Below are 15902 nucleotides of genomic sequence, written 5' to 3' on the forward strand. Positions count from 1 at the left end.
ACACGCCTGGCGTGTCGCACAAGAGCTCCGCACTCGCCGTGTGCGAGCCCGGCCGGCGCCGGCTACAGCCCGGTCATCGCCTGCATCGCCTCGTTGTAGCGCGCCCCGGCGACGCCCAGGCGCTCGGCGGCCTCGCCCAGCGCCGTGAGGTCGGCCGCGGGAAGGTCGAGCGTGACCGCGCCCAGGTTCTCCTCGATGCGCGACAGCCGGCGCGTGCCCGGGATGGGGACGATGTCCGGCCGCTGGGCCAGCAACCAGGCCAGCGCGACCTGGGCCGGGGTCGCCCGGTGGGCTGCGGCGACCTCCTCGACGAGGTCGACCAGCGCCTGGTTCGCGGCCCGGTTCTCCTCGGTGAAGCGCGGGATGAGGGTGCGGACGTCCCCCGGGGTGAACTCGGTCGACGTGTTCACGGTGCCCGTGAGGAAGCCCTTGCCGAGCGGGCTGAACGGCACGAGCGAGATGCCCAGCTCGTCGAGCGTCGGCAGGATCTCTGCCTCGATCTCCCGGGTCCACAGCGAGTACTCGCTCTGCAGCGCGGTCACGGGGTGCACCGCGTGGGCGCGGCGGATGGTGCCGGCGCCGGCCTCCGAGAGCCCGAAGTGCGACACCTTGCCCTCGGCCACGAGCTCGGCGACCGTGCCCGCGACGTCCTCGATGGGCACCGCGGGATCCACGCGGTGCTGGTAGAACAGGTCGATCCGGTCGGTGCGCAGCCGCTGGAGCGACGCGTCGGCGACGCGGCGGATCTGCTCGGGGCGGCTGTCCACCCCGACCGACCTCCCGTCGCGGATGTCGAAGCCGAACTTGGTCGCGAGGACCACCTGGTCGCGCAGCGGCTCGAGCGCCTCGCCCACGAGCTCCTCGTTGACGTACGGGCCGTACACCTCGGCCGTGTCGAAGAACGTCACGCCCCGTTCGACGGCGCCACGCAGCACCGCGATCATCTCGTCCCGGTCACCGGGGTTGGGCCCGTAGCTCTGGCTCATGCCCATGCAGCCGAGCCCGAGCGCGGACACCTCGAGCCCCTGGCCCAGCGTTCGCTTCTCCATGCGGTCCTCCTCAGGTCGTGCCGTCGATCGCTTCACCTCGACGGTACGGGGGTCGGCAGGAGGCAGGGAGTTCCTGGCGGTACCTCCCACGGCGCCAGGACGTCCGGTCCGGTCAGCTCTCGATCGTCGGCGGCCGACCCGTCGAGGCGTTCCCGCCCTCCGCCCCGGCCCCCGCTCGCGAGGTCAGACCCCGCCCGCGAACCCCGCCTGCCGCCATGCCTCGTAGATCGCGATCGAGGCGCTGTTCGTGAGGTTGAGCGACCTGCGCCCCGGCAGCATGGGGATCTTCACGTGGTCGGTGACGCGGGGGTGGGCCAGGACGTCGTCGGGCAGCCCGGTCGGTTCGGGGCCGAACAGCAGCACGTCGCCCGGGCGGTACTCGACGTCGGTGTGCCGCGTGGTCGCCTTGGTCGTGAAGGCGAAGACGCGGGCCTCGGGCATCGAGGACAGCGCGGCGTCGATGTCGGCGTGCACCTCCATCGCGGCGAGGTCGTGGTAGTCGAGCCCGGCGCGACGCAGCTTGGGCTCGTCGAGGTCGAAGCCCAGGGGTTCGACCAGGTGCAGGCGCGCCCCGGTCACCGCGGCGAGCCGGATCGCGTTGCCCGTGTTGCCGGGGATGCGGGGCTCGAAGAACACGAGGTGGGGGAGCGTCGGGGCCGGGCGCCCGGCGTCGGTGCCGAGGTGCGGTCGCCAGTCCTCGGTGCCGGTGACCCCGGTGGACGGTGCGGGCGCGGGAGCGGAGGGTGCGTCGTCGGGCATGGTCCTGATTCTCCCACCGGGAGCAGGGGCGCTCCCGCCGCGCACGGGGACGACCCGAGCGCCGAGCGTGCAGCTCGGGCCGTCGTCGCGGCGGATCGACGACCCGGTCGTCGCGCTCGGCGAACCGAGGTGCACGCTCCCATGAGTTCATCAAATCGTGTACTGTCCGACCCATGGAGACCGTGACCCTCACGCACACGGCCGCGCTCGCACGGCTCGGCCACGCGCTGTCCGACGAGACGCGCACCCGCATCCTGCTCACGCTCCGGGAGGCCCCTGCGTACCCCTCGGACCTCGCGGACGCGCTGGGGGTCTCACGTCAGGTCATGTCCAACCAGCTCGCATGCCTGCGCGGCTGCGGGCTCGTCGAGTCCGTGCCCGACGGACGGCGGACCTGGTACCGGCTCGCCGACAGCCACCTCGCGCCCGCCCTCGACGACCTGCTCCGCCTCGTCGTCGCGGTCGACCCGACGTGCTGCTCACCCGACGGGTGCACGTGCTCATGACCGAGGTGACGATCGGGTCGCGCCGACCCGCAGGCCACGGCCGGCCAGCCGACCTCGCCCCCGCCCGCCGGGTCCTGCTCGAACGACGCGTCCGGTGGGTCGTCACGGCGACCATCGCCTACAACGTGGTCGAGGCGGTCGTCGCGATCACGGCCGGACGCATCGCGTCCTCGACGGCCCTCGTAGGGTTCGGCCTCGACTCGATCGTCGAGGTCCTGTCCGCGGCTGCCGTCGCGTGGCAGTTCGCGGCCCCCGACCCGCACCGCCGCGAGCGGACGGCGATGCGCCTCATCGCGGTGTCGTTCTTCGGCCTCGCGGTGTTCGTGAGCATCGACGCCGTCCGGACCCTGCTCGGGGCCTCGGAGCCCGACCACTCGACCGTCGGGATCGTGCTCGCGGCCGTGAGCCTCGCGGTCATGCCGTTCCTGTCCTGGTTCGAGCGCCGCACGGGCCGCGAGCTCGGCTCGGCGTCCGCCGTCGCCGACTCGCGCCAGACGCTCCTGTGCACGTATCTCTCCGCGGTGCTGCTCCTGGGTCTGCTGCTCAACTCGACCCTGGGCTGGACGTGGGCCGACCCGGTCGCAGCCCTCGTCATCGCAGCCGTCGCGATCAAGGAGGGCGTCGAGGCCTGGCGGGGCGACGCGTGCTGCTCGCCGGTCGCGGCGCTCCACGCCGCGGAGGTGTCCGCGCCGTCGGGCACGCCCGGCGAGGCTCCCGGCGAGGTGCGCGGCGCGACCCCCGACGCCGACGGGTGCACCTGCTGCGCCGACTGACTCTCGACCGGTCGCCGGCCCACCGCCCCGGCCTCCGCTGGCGCCCCCGGAGAACCCCACCTACCGTCGAGGTGGACCCGCGCCCCCACGGGGACGGCGTCCTCCGACAACCGACGACGACGGAACGAGGCATGTGGTGGCGACGCTGACCGTATGGAAGTTCGAGACTCCCGAGGGTGCGCAGCAGGCGGAGGACGCGCTCCTGGCGCTCCAGAAGCAAGAGCTCATCCAGGTGCAGGACGCGGCGATCGTGTCCTGGGAGGAGGGCAAGAAGAAGCCCAAGACGCACCAGTCCAACAACACGACCGGAATCGGGGCGCTCGGCGGGGCGTTCTGGGGCCTGCTGTTCGGGCTCATCTTCTTCATCCCGATCATCGGTGTCGCGATCGGCGCGGCCGCCGGGGCCCTCGCGGGGTCGCTGACCGACGTCGGGATCGACGACGACTTCATCGACACGGTGCGGTCCAAGGTCACGCCCGGCACGTCGGCCCTGTTCGTCCTGACCTCGGGGGCCGTCATGGACCGCGTCCACGAGGCGCTCCAGGCGCAGGGCATCCACGGCGAGCTCATCCAGACGAACCTGTCGGCCGACGAGGAGGCCAAGCTGCGCGAGGCCTTCGACGAGAACGTCTGACGACGCCTCACGCACGAGACGCACGGCCCCGGACCTTCGCGGACCGGGGCCGTCGTCGTGCCGGGTCCCGGGAGCGGGGACCGGGACCGCGCGGCGGCGCGCGGCCCTGGGGCCCGGTACGGACGAGCGAAGCCCGGTCGATCAAGGGGGGGTGACCGACCGGGCTCCGCGTCCGAGGGGCGGCGCGCGCAGCGCGCGCTCGCCGGTGGACGGGACCACGCGGACAACCCTCGGTCCTGCGTGCGACCGTCCTCCGCTCACGCTACGCCTCCGATCCCAGGATTGTGCAATGCAGGACGAGTGGTGTGCGACGCGGACGAGCGCGACGGCGGCCCGACCGGGGCGACGAGAGGCGTAGCCTGGACCCATGACAACGCGCAACTGGTGGTGGCTGCCCTCGCAGCCGTGACCAGTCGTGTCCCCGAGCTGCCCTCCGTGCAGCCCGGGACGGCCCTCCGTCGCCTGCGGCGAGCGAGGGCGGCTCCTGAACCCAGGAGCACCCATGACCCTCTCCACCGCGGCCCCCGTCGCAGCGACGACCCCCGCCCAGGTGACCCGCCCGCCCGAGGCGGGCTCCGCCGTCGGGACCCTCGACGCGGCCCGGGCCCGCAGCCTCGCGGTCGAGGCCCGGATCGCCACGGACCCCGCCGGCTTCCGCGTCCTGACGGGCGAGCGCCCGACGGGAGCGCTGCACATCGGGCACTACTTCGGGACCGTCGCCAACCGTGTGCGCCTCCAGCAGGCGGGCGTCGAGATCTTCCTGGTCCTGGCCGACTACCAGGTCATCACCGACCGCGACGAGGCCGGAGACCTGCCCGCGACCGTGCGCGAGATCCTGCTCGACTACCTGGCCGCGGGGATCGACGCCGACCGGACCACGGTCTTCACGCACAGCGCAGTCCCCGCGCTCAACCAGCTCCTGCTGCCGTTCCTGAGCCTCGTGAGCGTCGCCGAGCTCGACCGCAACCCGACCGTCAAGGCCGAGACCGCGGCCACCGGCGGCCGGGCGATGAGCGGGCTCATGCTGACCTACCCCGTGCACCAGGCCGCCGACATCCTGTTCTGCCACGGAAACCTCGTGCCCGTCGGGCAGGACCAGCTGCCGCACCTCGAGATGACGCGCACCGTCGCGCGGCGCTTCAACCAGCGGTACTCCGCCGCGGACCCCTACTTCCCCGAGCCCGACGCGCTGCTCGCACCCTCGCCCACGATCCTGGGGACGGACGGGACCAAGATGAGCAAGAGCCGTGGGAACACCCTGCCGCTCGGAGCGAGCGACGACGAGACGGCCCGGTGGGTCAAGAGGGCCAGGACCGACGCCCAGCGGGCCATCACCTACGAGCCCGAGACCCGCCCCGAGGTCGCGAACCTCCTGACGATCGCGTCGCTGTGCACAGGGAGCACGCCCGAGCAGGTCGCGGACGAGGTGGGCGGCGCGGGGGCCGGGCGGCTCAAGGCGCTCGTGACCGAGGCGCTCGTCGAGCACCTGCGCCCCGTCCGGGCCCGACGCGCGGCGCTCGCCGCCGACGACGGACCGGACGTGCTCGAGATCCTCGCGCGCGGCAACGCGCGGGCGAACGAGATCGCGGACCGCACGCTCGCCGACGTGCGCGAGCTCATGGGCATGGTCTACCGCCACGGGTGACGCGAACGCCCGGCGAGGGTGACGTCGCGTCACCCTCGCCGGGCGCGGTGGGCCGTCGTCGGCGTGCGGGACCGACGGCGCCCCGTGGTCACCCTCGGCGAGGAGGGCGACGGCTCACTCGGCCCCGAGGCGCGACCGCAGCCGTGCGAGCTGTGCCCACAGCTGGTCCGGGACGCGGTTGCCGAACGTGTCGAAGAACTCGCTCGTGAGCCGCGTCTCGGCGAGCCACGAGTCGGCGTCGACCTCGAACAGGGCCTCCAGGTCACGTTGCGGCAGGTCGAGCCCGTCGACGTTCAGCGCGCCGGGCGCGGGCAGCAGCCCCACGGGGCTCGTGACGGCGCCCGCGTCAGTGCGCAGGCCGCGCGAACGGTCCACCTGCTGCGCGATCCACTCGACCACGCGCGAGTTCTCCCCGAACCCGGGCCACAGGAACGAGCCCTCGGCGTCCTTGCGGAACCAGTTGACCTGGAAGATCTTGGGCCGCTTCTCCGGGTCGAGGCCCGCACCCACGCTCAGCCAGTGCGCCCAGTGGTCGGCCATGTTGTACCCGCAGAACGGGAGCATCGCGAAGGGGTCTCGGCGCAGCTCGCCCAACGCCCCCTCGGCGGCGGCCGTGCGCTCGGACGAGATGGTCGCCCCCATGAACACGCCGTGCTCCCAGCCGTACGCCTGCGCGACGAGGGGGACGTTGGTCGCGCGCCGCCCGCCGAAGACGATCGCGTCGATCGGGACGCCCGCCGGGTCCTCCCACGAGTCGGCGATCGTGGGGCACTGAGCGGCCGCGACCGTGAACCGGGAGTTGGGGTGCGCGGCGGTGGTGCCCGCGGCGCCGTCCTGCGGGGTCCAGTCGTTGCCGCGCCAGTCGGTCAGGTGCGCGGGCGGCTCGGGGGTCAGCCCCTCCCACCAGACGTCGCCGTCGTCGGTCAGGGCGACGTTGGTGAAGATCGTGTCCCGGTCGAACGTCGCGACCGCGACGGGGTTGGTGTCGATCCCCGTGCCGGGAGCGACGCCGAAGAACCCGGCCTCGGGGTTGATCGCGCGCAGCGTCCCGTCGGGTCCGGGGCGCAGCCACGCGATGTCGTCGCCGATGGTCTCGACCTTCCACCCGGGGACCGTCGGCTGGAGCATCGCGAGGTTCGTCTTGCCGCACGCCGAGGGGAAGGCCGCGGCCAGGTGGTAGGCGCGCCCCTCGGGCGAGGTGGCCCGGACGAGCAGCATGTGCTCGGCCAGCCAGCCCTCGTCGCGGGCCATGGCCGAGGCGATGCGCAGCGCGAAGCACTTCTTGCCCAGCAGGGCGTTGCCCCCGTACCCGGACCCGAACGACCAGATCTCGCGGGTCTCGGGGAAGTGCGCGATGTACTTGGTGTCGTTGCAGGGCCAGGCGACGTCCTCGTGGAGGTCGACCGAACCGTCGGGGTGGTCGACCACGAGGGGCATGCCCACGGTGTGCACCGCGGGGACGAACGCGGCCCCCGCGTCGATCAGCGCGAGCACGTCGCTGCCGACGCGCGTCATGACCCCCATGCTCACGACGACGTAGGGCGAGTCGGTGACCTGGATGCCGACCTGCGACAGGGGCCCGCCGACGGGGCCCATCGAGAACGGTACGACGTACATGGTGCGACCGCGCATCGACCCGTCGAACACCCCGCGCAGCTCGGTGCGCATGGCCTCCGGTTCGCGCCAGTTGTTGGTGGGGCCCGCGTCGGCCTCGTCGCGCGAGCAGATGAACGTGCGCGACTCGACACGGGCCACGTCGCTCGGGTTCGACCGGGCGAGGTAGCTGCCGGGGCGCAGCTCGGGGTCGAGCGGCAGGAGCGTGCCCGCGTCGACCATGAGGTCGATCAGCCGCTGCTTCTCGGCCGCGGACCCGTCGCACCACACCACGGCGTCGGGCTCTGTGAGGTCGGCGATCTCCCGGACCCAGGCGCGCGGGTCGCGCGACCGGGCGCCGTCGACGGCGACCGTGCTGCCCGACGGGGTGCCGGCCGTGGTCCGTGCGGCGCTCGTGCGCGCACGGGGCGTGGTGTCGGTCGGGCGGTCGTGGCGGGCGGTCGTGGTGGCGGTCATGGTGGGTCTCCGGTCCTGGGCGGGTGTCGGTTCCGCCCGGTGGGCGTCGTGGTGCTGTTTCCACCTTCGACCCGGAACTCCACGGTTTTCTACCCAGATCCCTGTCAAGAATTGCTGATCTTGACATAGGGTCAAGGAATGGCAGTCGACGAAGACCGCAAGATCCCCACGACCCCTGAGGTCCCCACCCCGGCGAGCACCGACCTCATCACGCTCGGTCGCCGGATCCGGTACTTCCGGACCGGACGCGGGCTCACGCTCGACGCGCTCGGCGCACAGGTGGGCACGACCGCGAGCCTGCTGTCGCTCATCGAGAACGGCAAGCGCGAACCCCGGCTCTCCCTGCTCCAGGCGCTCGCGGGCGCGCTCGACGTCCCGGTGACGGACCTGCTCGCGGACGAGCCGCCGTCGCGCCGCGCCGCGCTCGAGATCGAGCTGGACCGCGCCCAGCGCGGCCCCCTGTTCGCGACCCTCGGCCTGCCCACGGTCAAGGCCTCGCAGAAGCTGCCCATGCCCGTGCTCGAGAACCTGGTCGGCCTGCACGGCGAGCTCGCACGACGTGCGTCCGAGGCCATCGCGACGCCCGAGGAGGCGCGGCGCGCCAACACCGAGCTGCGCCTCGAGCGGCAGTCGCGCAACAACTACATCCCCGAGCTCGAGGAGCTGGCCGAGGAGATGACGCGCCGCGCGGGCTACACCTCGGGCGCCCTGACACACCGCACCGTCGCGCGCATGGCCGAGCAGCTCGGCTTCACGCTCCTCCACGTGGACGACCTCCCCCACTCGACCCGGACGGTCACGGACCTGCGCAACGGCCGCATCTACCTCCCGCCTGCCTCGATCCCGGGCAGCCACGGCCTGCGCTCGCTCGGGCTCCAGGCGATCGCGCACCGCGTGCTGGGCCACCAGCGCCCGACGTCGTACGCGAACTTCCTGCGCCAACGTGTCGAGATCACGTACTTCGCGGCGTGCTGCCTCATGCCGCAGTCCGCTGCCGTCGAGTTCCTCGAGCAGCGCAAGAAGGAGAAGGACCTCGCGGTCGAGGACTTCCGCGACGCGTTCGGCGTCTCGCACGAGGCCGCGTCCCAACGGTTCACGAACCTCGCCACGTCGCGACTGGGCATCCCGGTGCACTTCATGCGCGTGGGCGACGACGGCGCGCTGTACCGCGGGTACGCCAACGACGGGCTGCCGTTCCCCGCCGACGTGACGGGGGCGATCGAGGGGCAGCTCGTGTGCCGCCGGTGGGCCGCGCGCGAGGCGTTCGCGCGCCGCGACCGCGCGACCGAGTCCTACCAGTACACGGACACCCCCGCGGGCACGTTCTGGTGCAGCACCCAGACGGGCACGACGACGACGGGCGAGTTCTCGATCACGGTCGGCGTCCCGTTCTCCTCGGCCAAGTGGTTCCGGGGGCGCGAGACGACCGCGCGGCGGGCCTCGACGTGCCCCGACGAGGCCTGCTGCCGGCGACCGGCAGCCCAGCTCGCGCGGCACTGGGAGGAGGTCGCGTGGCCCAGCGCTCGCATGCACCAGTACGTGCTGTCCGCGCTGCCGTCCGGGGCGTTCCCCGGCGTCGACGCCTCGGAGGTCTACGCGTTCCTCGAGAAGCACGCTCCGCGCGACGACTGACCCGGCGTCTGCCGCCGGGGCAGGCGCGTCCCCAGGGGACCCGGGGTACGGGGCTCGGGGCCCGGGGCACCGGGGCCCGTGCTGGCCGGGCGGAGGCCGGGCGGCTCAGGCCATGGCGTCGGCGACCGCGCCGACGGTGCCGACCGCGGTGTCGCGCGCGGCCTCGGCGGCGTCGGCCGCTCGTGCGAGGTCGGCGATCTGCCCGAGCACCTCGGTCGTCTCGACCTGGACGCGCAGCTCGATGCGGTCGAGGCCGATGGCCGCGGCGTCGGCCGCTGAGCCGAGCAGCGCACGCAGGTCGGCGACCGCGGCGGACGCGGCGTCGACCGTGGTCGCCCGCTCGGCCCGGGCCGTCACGAGGCCGAGGCTCAGGCCGAGGTCCTCGGCCACGTCGGGGCGGGCCGTCAGGAGGGTGGACGCGGCGCGGGCCAGCGCGCCGACGCGCTGCCCGAGGTCCCGGGCCGACAGGCGGGCGGACGCGAGGTCCGTCGCACGGTCGTCCAGCTCGCGGGCGACGAGGGCGCAGGACGCGTCGCGCAGGTCCTCGACGTAGGTGCGGCGGCCGCCGCCCTCGACGAGGACGCGCTGGGTGCGGTCGAGAGCCCAGGTTGGGTCGCGGTCCGCGGCGTGCAGGAAGCGGTCCAGGTCGACGGCGTCGAGGGCCTCGTCGTCCTCCCCGGCCAGCCATCGTCCGACGCGGGCGAGGTCGTCGGGGCGGTCGACGTCGAGCCCCACCGTCGACAGGACGTCGAGCCAGGTGCCGGTCGTCGGGTCGTACAGCGGGACGAGGTGCTCGTCGGAGGGGCCGAGCGGTCGCACGTGCCGGCCGTGGTGCGGGTCGTGCAGGAGCACCCACCGTTCGCCGTCGATGACCACGGGACCGGACTCGGTCATCTCGAGCACGACGCGGGTGGCCCACTCGTCGTAGGTCTCGCCCCAGGTCCGGCCCGTCGTCGGGTCGTGCAGGGTGCTCGGCGACCGGAGCCGTGCGGGCAGCCACAGGAGGGGGTGCCACAGCGCCGCCGGCCGCAGGCCGGGCCAACGGCGGTGCCCCGCGGGCACGGTCCACGGCATCGGCAGGGGGCTGGCGGTCAACGGCGAGAGCAGGAGCTCGCCGTCGTGCAGCCCCGTGAAGGCGCGCCACAGGTGCAGCCGCCCCATCGTGTCGAGCGCCGATGCGGGCAGGAGGAGATGCTCCCCCGGCCCGACGTCGAGCGCTCGGCGCCTGTGCTCCACGTTCGTCCTCTCCTCGCCTACGGTCTCGGGTCGCCTATGCCGCGGCAGCGTGCGGCAGCCTGCGCGACAGGTGGCCCAGGACGCCCGGTCGCTGTGACGGAGATCACATCACCAGAGGGGGTGCGAGGCCCGATTTCCGCGATCGCGCCGCACACACACCTGCCATGCAGACCATCACCGTCACCGCCGACGCCGACGCCGACGCCGCCGCCGTCCGTCCGAACGTCCACGACCGCGCGAGCGACGAGCTGGACCGCACCACGACCGAGGTCGCCCGTCGGGTGCGCTCCGGCGACCTCGCCGAGCGCGAGGCGCGCATGATCGTCTTCGAGGCGGTCTTCCGCACGGGGATCGTCCCCTCGGAGACCATGCGCTACTGCTACCGCCACAGCATCGCCCGCTTCCTCCACGACGACATGGTCGACGCGGCCGTGGACTTCTACACCCGCAAGATCCTCGACCTGCCGAGCGTCGACGGAGCCGAGGGCGACTCCACCGGGCGCAACGGCACGAAGTTCTTCGACCTCGAGGTCTTCGCCGGGGGTGCGAGCGCGGCCGGATCCATCCGCCAGGCGCTCGGCGACTACACGCTCATGCACCGGACCCTGCTGCGCAGCGTCCGGGCCGCACGCAAGATCGGCCAGATCGTCTCGACCGACTTCCTCGAAGGCACGATCGACAGCGAGGGGCGACTCGCCGGGCTCGTGCACGAGCTCCCGGTCGTCCCCGACCTGGCCGGCCAGGTGCTCGACGCGGGGCGCGACGAGGAGCTAGACCGTCTCTGCGCCGCGCACGAGAGCGCCGCCACCCGCCAGCGTGGCGTCCTGCGCACCCACGTCGACGCCGCCGCGATCCGCGACGCGTTCGCGCTCCCCACGCTCGAGCGTCCCCTGGACCCGGACGTCCGCGCCCGCATGCTCGCCTGGGTCGAGGAGGACGAGAGCCTCGCGCTGCGCTCGGTCCTGGCCCTCACGGACAGCCCGCTGGACCCGCGTGTCGCGACCCTCGGTGAGTTGTGGGCGACGTACGAGGACGAGCACGTCGAGACCGTCGCCACGCACGAGTACGGACGCAAGATCGCGCACCTCCTCGTCCGTGACGTCCTGGCCGACCGGGCCCGCCCCGGCCGACCGGCGCTGTCCCGCACGCGCGTCGCGGTCAAGCAGGCCGTCGCCACGTGCGGCGTCGACGCGACCTGGGTCACCGAGCTCACCGCGGTGTTCGTCGAGCACGAGCATGAGGCGCGCTCCGCGTGGGACCCGGACCGGGGGACCGGCGAGTCCACGCGCGACACCGACCGGTACCTGGACGCCCTCGCGGCCGCGGCCGCGCTGCCGGGCGCGCCCCTCGGCTCGACGGACGTCGAGGTGCGCTCCACCCTGGCGGACATCGTCTCCGCGGCCCGCCAGGTCGTGCGGGTCGCCGAGGCGGGCTAGCGCTCCCGCGCCCCGGCCGCACGACGGCCGGCGACGCCGCACACCCAGCCCCCGACGACGCCCTCGCCCCACAAGGCACCGAGAGGAACCCCCCATGACCGCCACCCCTGCACGCCCGAGAACCCAGACGATCGCGGAGCGCTGCGCCCCCCTGAACCGCGAGCTCGCCCGTCGTCGCGCGGGCGCGCCGCTCTACCCGGGAGACGTCCACGAGCAGATCGCCTCGCTCGTCGACGAGCTGGTCCTCCAAGGCCTGACCCGTGCCGAGGCCGCGGGCCTCGTGAACCGTGCGGCCCAGAAGGCCACCGGGGCATGAGCCAGCTGCGGCGACCGTGGGAGCCCGTGGACGTCGACCCCCACGGCGCGCTCGACTCCTGCGACCAGTGCGACGTGTGCGGCGCCACGGCCCGGGTCCGCGTGTCCGTCGCGGACGAGGGGCCGCTCCTGTTCTGCGACCCCCACTACCGCCGCCACGAGGGTGGCATCGCCGCTCGGGGCTTCGCCGTGCGGGACGAACGCCGGACGCTCGACGAGGACATCGCCCTGGCGCTCGCCCTCGCACGAGCGCTCGACGGCGCAGCATGACCGACCGCACGGCTCTCGTGGCCGCGGTCGCAGGGCGACGGAGGGCGCGCGACGGCACCTTCACCTTCACCGGCGGCACGTGCCTGCCGACAGTTCGTACGACGGCCCTCACGAGGCCGGTCCGGGGGCCCCGAGCGGTGTCCGGCGACAGGTTGCCGGACCGGCGACGAGACGACGATGCCAGCGATGGCGCGGAGGTGCGGGCGTGGACGACATGGACGAGATCGTCCACGAGTTCTTGATCGAGTCGTACGAGAACCTCGATCAGCTGGACCAGGACCTCGTGGCGCTCGAGAGCGACCCGTCGTCACGCATGCTGCTGAGCAGCATCTTCCGGACCGTGCACACGATCAAGGGGACGAGCGGGTTCCTCGGGTTCGGCAACCTGGAACGGGTGTCGCACGTCGGTGAGTCGCTCCTGTCGGAGCTGCGCGACGGTGAACGTCTCATGGACCCGCACGTGGCCGACGTCCTCCTCGCGCTCGTCGACACGCTGCGCGCCATCCTCGCCCGGGTCGAGGCAGGCGCCGGGGACGATCACGACGTCGACCCGATGATCGCGCGGATCGCCGCGCTGCAGGACGACGCCGGGAGCACCGAGCCCACCGACGGACAGGGGCACGAGGTGTCCGACGGGCCGGGGTCCGCGGACGCGGACGTCCACCCGCAGGCACCGGACCCCGAGGTGCCCGCAGCCCCCGACGCACCCGACGCACCCGACGCAACCGACGCACCGGCGGAGCCGGCCGCCGGCCCGGCCGAGCCCACGACGCCGGTCGCCCACCCCGCGGTGAAGCCCGAGGAGCACGAGCCCACGGGTCGCAACGCCGCGGACGGTTCGATCCGCGTCGACGTCGACCTGCTCGACTCCCTGGTGCGCCAGGTCGGCGAGCTCGTGCTCGTGCGCAACCAGTTCGACCGGATCGCCGGGGGCGTCGAGGACCCCGAGACGAAGCGCTCCGCACAGCGGCTGAGCCTCATCGCCTCCGAGCTGCAGGAGGGCGTCATGAGGACGCGCATGCAGCCGATCGAGCACGTGTGGTCCAAGATGCCGCGCATCGTGCGCGACCTGGCGAAGCTGCTGGGGCGCGAGGTCCGGCTCGAGATGACCGGAGGCGACACCGAGCTCGACCGCTCGCTGCTCGAGGCGGTCAAGGACCCCCTCACGCACCTGGTGCGCAACGCCGTCGACCACGGGATCGAGGCACCGGAGCACCGACGTGCCGAGGGCAAGGACCCCCAGGGGCTCGTGTCGCTGCGCGCCTACCACTCGAACGGTCAGGTCGTCGTCGAGATCACCGACGACGGCGCGGGCATCGACCCCGGGAAGGTGGGACGCTCGGCCGTCTCCAAGGGCCTGCGCACCACGGCCGACGTCGCGGGGATGGCCCCGTCCGAGCTCATGGACCTGCTGTTCCTGCCCGGCTTCTCGACCGCGGCCGCCGTGACCAACGTGTCGGGGCGCGGCGTCGGGATGGACGTGGTCCGCACGAACATCGAGGCGATCGGCGGGTCGGTCGACGTCGAGTCGACCGTGGGCAGGGGGACCACCTGGCGGATGCGCATCCCGCTCACGCTCGCGATCATGCCAGCGCTCACCGTCACGTGCAGCGGCTCGGTCTACGCGATCCCGCAGGTCAGCCTGCTGGAGCTCGTCGCGCTCGGCGGACAGCACGCGCGGATCGAGCACGTCGGCACCGCGCCCGTCTTCCGCCTGCGCGGCACGCTGCTCCCGCTCGTCTCGCTCGCCGAGGTCCTGGAGCTCGACACCGAGCCCGCCGGCCGCGTCATCGCGGTCGTCGAGGCGGACGACCGGCGGTTCGGCGTGATCGTCGACCGCGTCCTCAACATGGAGGAGATCGTCGTCAAGGGGCTCGCGAACCGGCTCAAGCAGATCGGCATGTACTCGGGGGCCACGGTGCTCGGGGACGGTGGCGTCGCTCTCATCCTCGACCTCCCCGCGATCGCGCGGCGCGTGCTCAGCGGTGAGGCGGGCGACCTCGCCCGGGTGCGCAGGCAGACCTCGGCGCAGCACACCCGGTCCACCCAGCAGGTGCTCGTGGTCGCAGCGGGCGAGCGTCGGGTCGCGGTCCCCCTGTCCGCGGTGACCCGGCTCGAGCGGATCCGTGCCGACAGGATCGAGCAGGTCGGTTCCCGCGAGGTGCTGCAGTACCGCGGAGCGCTCGTGCCGCTCGTCCGGCTCGACCGCGTGCTGGGCGCCGCGGGCGGTCCGACCGGTGACGAGCTCGACGTCGTCGTGTACACCCGCGGCGGCCGCAGCATCGCGATGGCCGTGTCCGAGATCCTCGACATCGTCGAGGACGACGCCCGGCTCCACAGCGACATCGGTGACCAGGGCCTCGTCGGCTCGACGGTGCTCGACCAGCGTGTCACCGAGCTGCTGGACGTCGGCCGGGCCGTCCGGGCCGCCGACGCCGGGTTCTTCGACGACGACGACGGGGGCGGCTCGCCCCCCGACCACGGCGACGGGGCGCGGCCCGCCGTCGGCGACGACCTCCTGGCAGGTGTGCGATGAGCGCCCGGCTCGTGACCTTCGTCCTGGGCGACCGGCTCTGCGGCATCCCCGTCGACCTCGTCCAGGAGGTCCTCCCGGGGCGCCCCCGCACCCGCGTACCGCTCGCGCCCGACGACGTCGCCGGCCTCGTGAACCTCCGGGGCGAGGTCGTGCTCACGGTCGACCTGCGCCGTCGGCTCGGCATGCCCGCGCACGACGGCGAGCAGATGATGGTCGTCGTCTTCGTCGGTGACGAGACGGTGAGCCTGCTCGTCGACCGGATCGGCGACGTCCTCGTGGTCGACGAGGACCAGTTCGAGCCCCCGCCGCAGACCCTCTCCGAGGCCCTGCGCGCCGTGATCCTCGGCACGTACACGCTCTCCGACCGGCTCCTCCTCGCGCTCGACGTCGAGGCGGTCACGTCGTGAGCCGCCCGCAGCAGTCCCCGCCCGTCCCACCCCGCAGCACAGGAGCACTCATGCCCACGACCCAGACGTCCCCGACCGCCCGGACGCGCCGACCCCGCTTCGCCGACCTGTCGGTGCGGACCAGGATCATGACGGCGCTCGGGCTGCTCGCGGCGGTCCTCGCCCTGTGCGTCGGGGTCGCGGTGAACGCCCTGCTCTCGATCGCGAAGCATGCAGAGGTCACCGATGCGGCGGCGGAGGACGCCAGTGCTGCGGTGCTGATCATCGTGGTGCTCTCCCTGGTCGGCCTCGTGATCGCGTTCCTGGTCGCGATCGCGGTCGCCAGCGGCATCCGCCGGTCGGTCGAGAACGTGCGCCGGTCCTTGGTCGCCCTGGCGCAGGGAGACCTGACCGTCGCGGCGGACATCGACAGCCGCGACGAGGTCGGGCAGATGGCGGACGCCCTGGCGACCGCGCAGTCCCACCTGCGGAGCGTCATCTCCGGGGTCGCGGACGCGTCCCAGGCCGTCGCGGGTGCCGCCGAGAGGCTGGCCGGCGCCGCGTCGGAGTTCTCGGCGAGCTCGGAGGAGACGGCGGTGCAGTCGGGTGCGGTGGCGACGGCTGCGGAGCAGGTGTCGCAGAACGTGCGGACGGT

Annotated in this window: 15 protein-coding genes; 11 read left to right on the forward strand and 4 right to left on the reverse strand. The window is 73.4% G+C overall.

The genetic code is table 11. From position 1 onward, the window contains the following. Nucleotides 1-62: 62 nt before the first annotated feature. Together NHG27_RS18490 and NHG27_RS18495 are read right to left on the reverse strand one after the other, a co-directional pair. A complete protein-coding gene (locus NHG27_RS18490; RefSeq protein WP_497017292.1) occupies nucleotides 63-1049 on the reverse strand; it encodes an aldo/keto reductase in 987 nt (328 codons plus the stop codon). Nucleotides 1050-1232: 183 nt separating this feature from the next. Next, nucleotides 1233-1808, reverse strand: a complete 576-nt coding sequence (locus NHG27_RS18495) for a tRNA (cytidine(34)-2'-O)-methyltransferase (protein WP_497017293.1) — start codon at nucleotides 1806-1808, stop codon at nucleotides 1233-1235. A gap of 173 nt (nucleotides 1809-1981) precedes the next feature. On the opposite strand from NHG27_RS18495, the gene NHG27_RS18500 reads away from it, so the two are divergent. The 4 genes from NHG27_RS18500 (at nucleotide 1982) to trpS (ending at nucleotide 5366) form a co-directional block, all read left to right on the forward strand. After that, nucleotides 1982-2314, forward strand: a complete 333-nt coding sequence (locus NHG27_RS18500; protein ID WP_497017294.1) for an ArsR/SmtB family transcription factor — start codon at nucleotides 1982-1984, stop codon at nucleotides 2312-2314. Then, nucleotides 2311-3087 (forward strand): cation efflux transmembrane domain-containing protein, encoded by a 777-nt coding sequence (locus NHG27_RS18505; RefSeq protein ID WP_497017295.1) that lies wholly within the window; start codon nucleotides 2311-2313, stop codon nucleotides 3085-3087. The genes NHG27_RS18500 and NHG27_RS18505 overlap by 4 nt, the downstream gene beginning before the upstream one ends. Nucleotides 3088-3223: 136 nt before the next feature. Continuing rightward, complete coding sequence (locus tag NHG27_RS18510) at nucleotides 3224-3721, forward strand: DUF1269 domain-containing protein (RefSeq protein ID WP_193718169.1); 498 nt, start codon at nucleotides 3224-3226, stop codon at nucleotides 3719-3721. A gap of 502 nt (nucleotides 3722-4223) precedes the next feature. After that, on the forward strand, nucleotides 4224-5366 hold the full coding sequence (trpS, locus tag NHG27_RS18515) for a tryptophan--tRNA ligase (protein WP_497017296.1): 1143 nt from the start codon (nucleotides 4224-4226) through the stop codon (nucleotides 5364-5366). A gap of 114 nt (nucleotides 5367-5480) precedes the next feature. Here the strand turns inward: trpS and NHG27_RS18520 are convergent, their stop codons facing one another. Beyond that, nucleotides 5481-7436 (reverse strand): phosphoenolpyruvate carboxykinase (GTP), encoded by a 1956-nt coding sequence (locus tag NHG27_RS18520; protein ID WP_497017297.1) that lies wholly within the window; start codon nucleotides 7434-7436, stop codon nucleotides 5481-5483. 138 nt (nucleotides 7437-7574) lie between these two features. Here NHG27_RS18520 and NHG27_RS18525 point away from each other — a divergent pair, with 138 nt between their 5' ends. Next, nucleotides 7575-9068 carry an XRE family transcriptional regulator gene (locus NHG27_RS18525; RefSeq protein WP_193718172.1) on the forward strand — a complete coding sequence of 498 codons (1494 nt, stop codon included), beginning with the start codon at nucleotides 7575-7577 and terminating at the stop codon, nucleotides 9066-9068. A 105-nt stretch (nucleotides 9069-9173) separates the two neighbouring features. Here NHG27_RS18525 and NHG27_RS18530 read toward each other — a convergent pair whose 3' ends face one another. After that, nucleotides 9174-10304, reverse strand: a complete 1131-nt coding sequence (locus NHG27_RS18530) for a hypothetical protein (RefSeq protein WP_497017298.1) — start codon at nucleotides 10302-10304, stop codon at nucleotides 9174-9176. A 164-nt stretch (nucleotides 10305-10468) separates the two neighbouring features. Between NHG27_RS18530 and NHG27_RS18535 the strand changes: the two genes are divergently transcribed. The 6 genes from NHG27_RS18535 to NHG27_RS18560 form a co-directional block, all read left to right on the forward strand. Beyond that, the gene (locus tag NHG27_RS18535) at nucleotides 10469-11740 is read left to right on the forward strand and encodes a hypothetical protein (RefSeq protein WP_497017299.1); all 1272 of its coding nucleotides are present in this window, start codon (nucleotides 10469-10471) and stop codon (nucleotides 11738-11740) included. A 94-nt stretch (nucleotides 11741-11834) separates the two neighbouring features. Then, entirely contained in the window at nucleotides 11835-12056 is a 222-nt protein-coding gene (locus tag NHG27_RS18540) for a hypothetical protein (RefSeq protein WP_497017300.1), read from the forward strand. Next, nucleotides 12053-12325: a DUF7455 domain-containing protein gene (locus tag NHG27_RS18545; RefSeq protein ID WP_497017301.1), complete on the forward strand. Its 273-nt coding sequence runs from the start codon at nucleotides 12053-12055 to the stop codon at nucleotides 12323-12325. The genes NHG27_RS18540 and NHG27_RS18545 overlap by 4 nt, the downstream gene beginning before the upstream one ends. Nucleotides 12326-12539: 214 nt before the next feature. Continuing rightward, nucleotides 12540-14861, forward strand: a complete 2322-nt coding sequence (locus NHG27_RS18550) for a chemotaxis protein CheA (protein WP_497017304.1) — start codon at nucleotides 12540-12542, stop codon at nucleotides 14859-14861. Then, on the forward strand, nucleotides 14858-15268 hold the full coding sequence (locus tag NHG27_RS18555) for a chemotaxis protein CheW (protein WP_497017302.1): 411 nt from the start codon (nucleotides 14858-14860) through the stop codon (nucleotides 15266-15268). The genes NHG27_RS18550 and NHG27_RS18555 overlap by 4 nt, the downstream gene beginning before the upstream one ends. 50 nt (nucleotides 15269-15318) lie before the next feature. Further along, a partial coding sequence (locus NHG27_RS18560) for a HAMP domain-containing protein (RefSeq protein ID WP_497017303.1) occupies nucleotides 15319-15902 on the forward strand: 584 nt, incomplete at its 3' end.

This window comes from Oerskovia sp. 140933 (genome assembly GCF_059651515.1).

Coding starts and splice junctions, on each gene's coding strand:
- NHG27_RS18490 (WP_497017292.1), bottom strand. CDS start 1,049: ATGGAGAAGCGAACGCTGGGCCAGGGGCTCGAGGTGTCCGCGCTCGGG.
- NHG27_RS18495 (WP_497017293.1), bottom strand. CDS start 1,808: ATGCCCGACGACGCACCCTCCGCTCCCGCGCCCGCACCGTCCACCGGG.
- NHG27_RS18500 (WP_497017294.1), top strand. CDS start 1,982: ATGGAGACCGTGACCCTCACGCACACGGCCGCGCTCGCACGGCTCGGC.
- NHG27_RS18505 (WP_497017295.1), top strand. CDS start 2,311: ATGACCGAGGTGACGATCGGGTCGCGCCGACCCGCAGGCCACGGCCGG.
- trpS (WP_497017296.1), top strand. CDS start 4,224: ATGACCCTCTCCACCGCGGCCCCCGTCGCAGCGACGACCCCCGCCCAG.
- NHG27_RS18520 (WP_497017297.1), bottom strand. CDS start 7,436: ATGACCGCCACCACGACCGCCCGCCACGACCGCCCGACCGACACCACG.
- NHG27_RS18525 (WP_193718172.1), top strand. CDS start 7,575: ATGGCAGTCGACGAAGACCGCAAGATCCCCACGACCCCTGAGGTCCCC.
- NHG27_RS18535 (WP_497017299.1), top strand. CDS start 10,469: ATGCAGACCATCACCGTCACCGCCGACGCCGACGCCGACGCCGCCGCC.
- NHG27_RS18540 (WP_497017300.1), top strand. CDS start 11,835: ATGACCGCCACCCCTGCACGCCCGAGAACCCAGACGATCGCGGAGCGC.
- NHG27_RS18545 (WP_497017301.1), top strand. CDS start 12,053: ATGAGCCAGCTGCGGCGACCGTGGGAGCCCGTGGACGTCGACCCCCAC.
- NHG27_RS18550 (WP_497017304.1), top strand. CDS start 12,540: ATGGACGAGATCGTCCACGAGTTCTTGATCGAGTCGTACGAGAACCTC.
- NHG27_RS18555 (WP_497017302.1), top strand. CDS start 14,858: ATGAGCGCCCGGCTCGTGACCTTCGTCCTGGGCGACCGGCTCTGCGGC.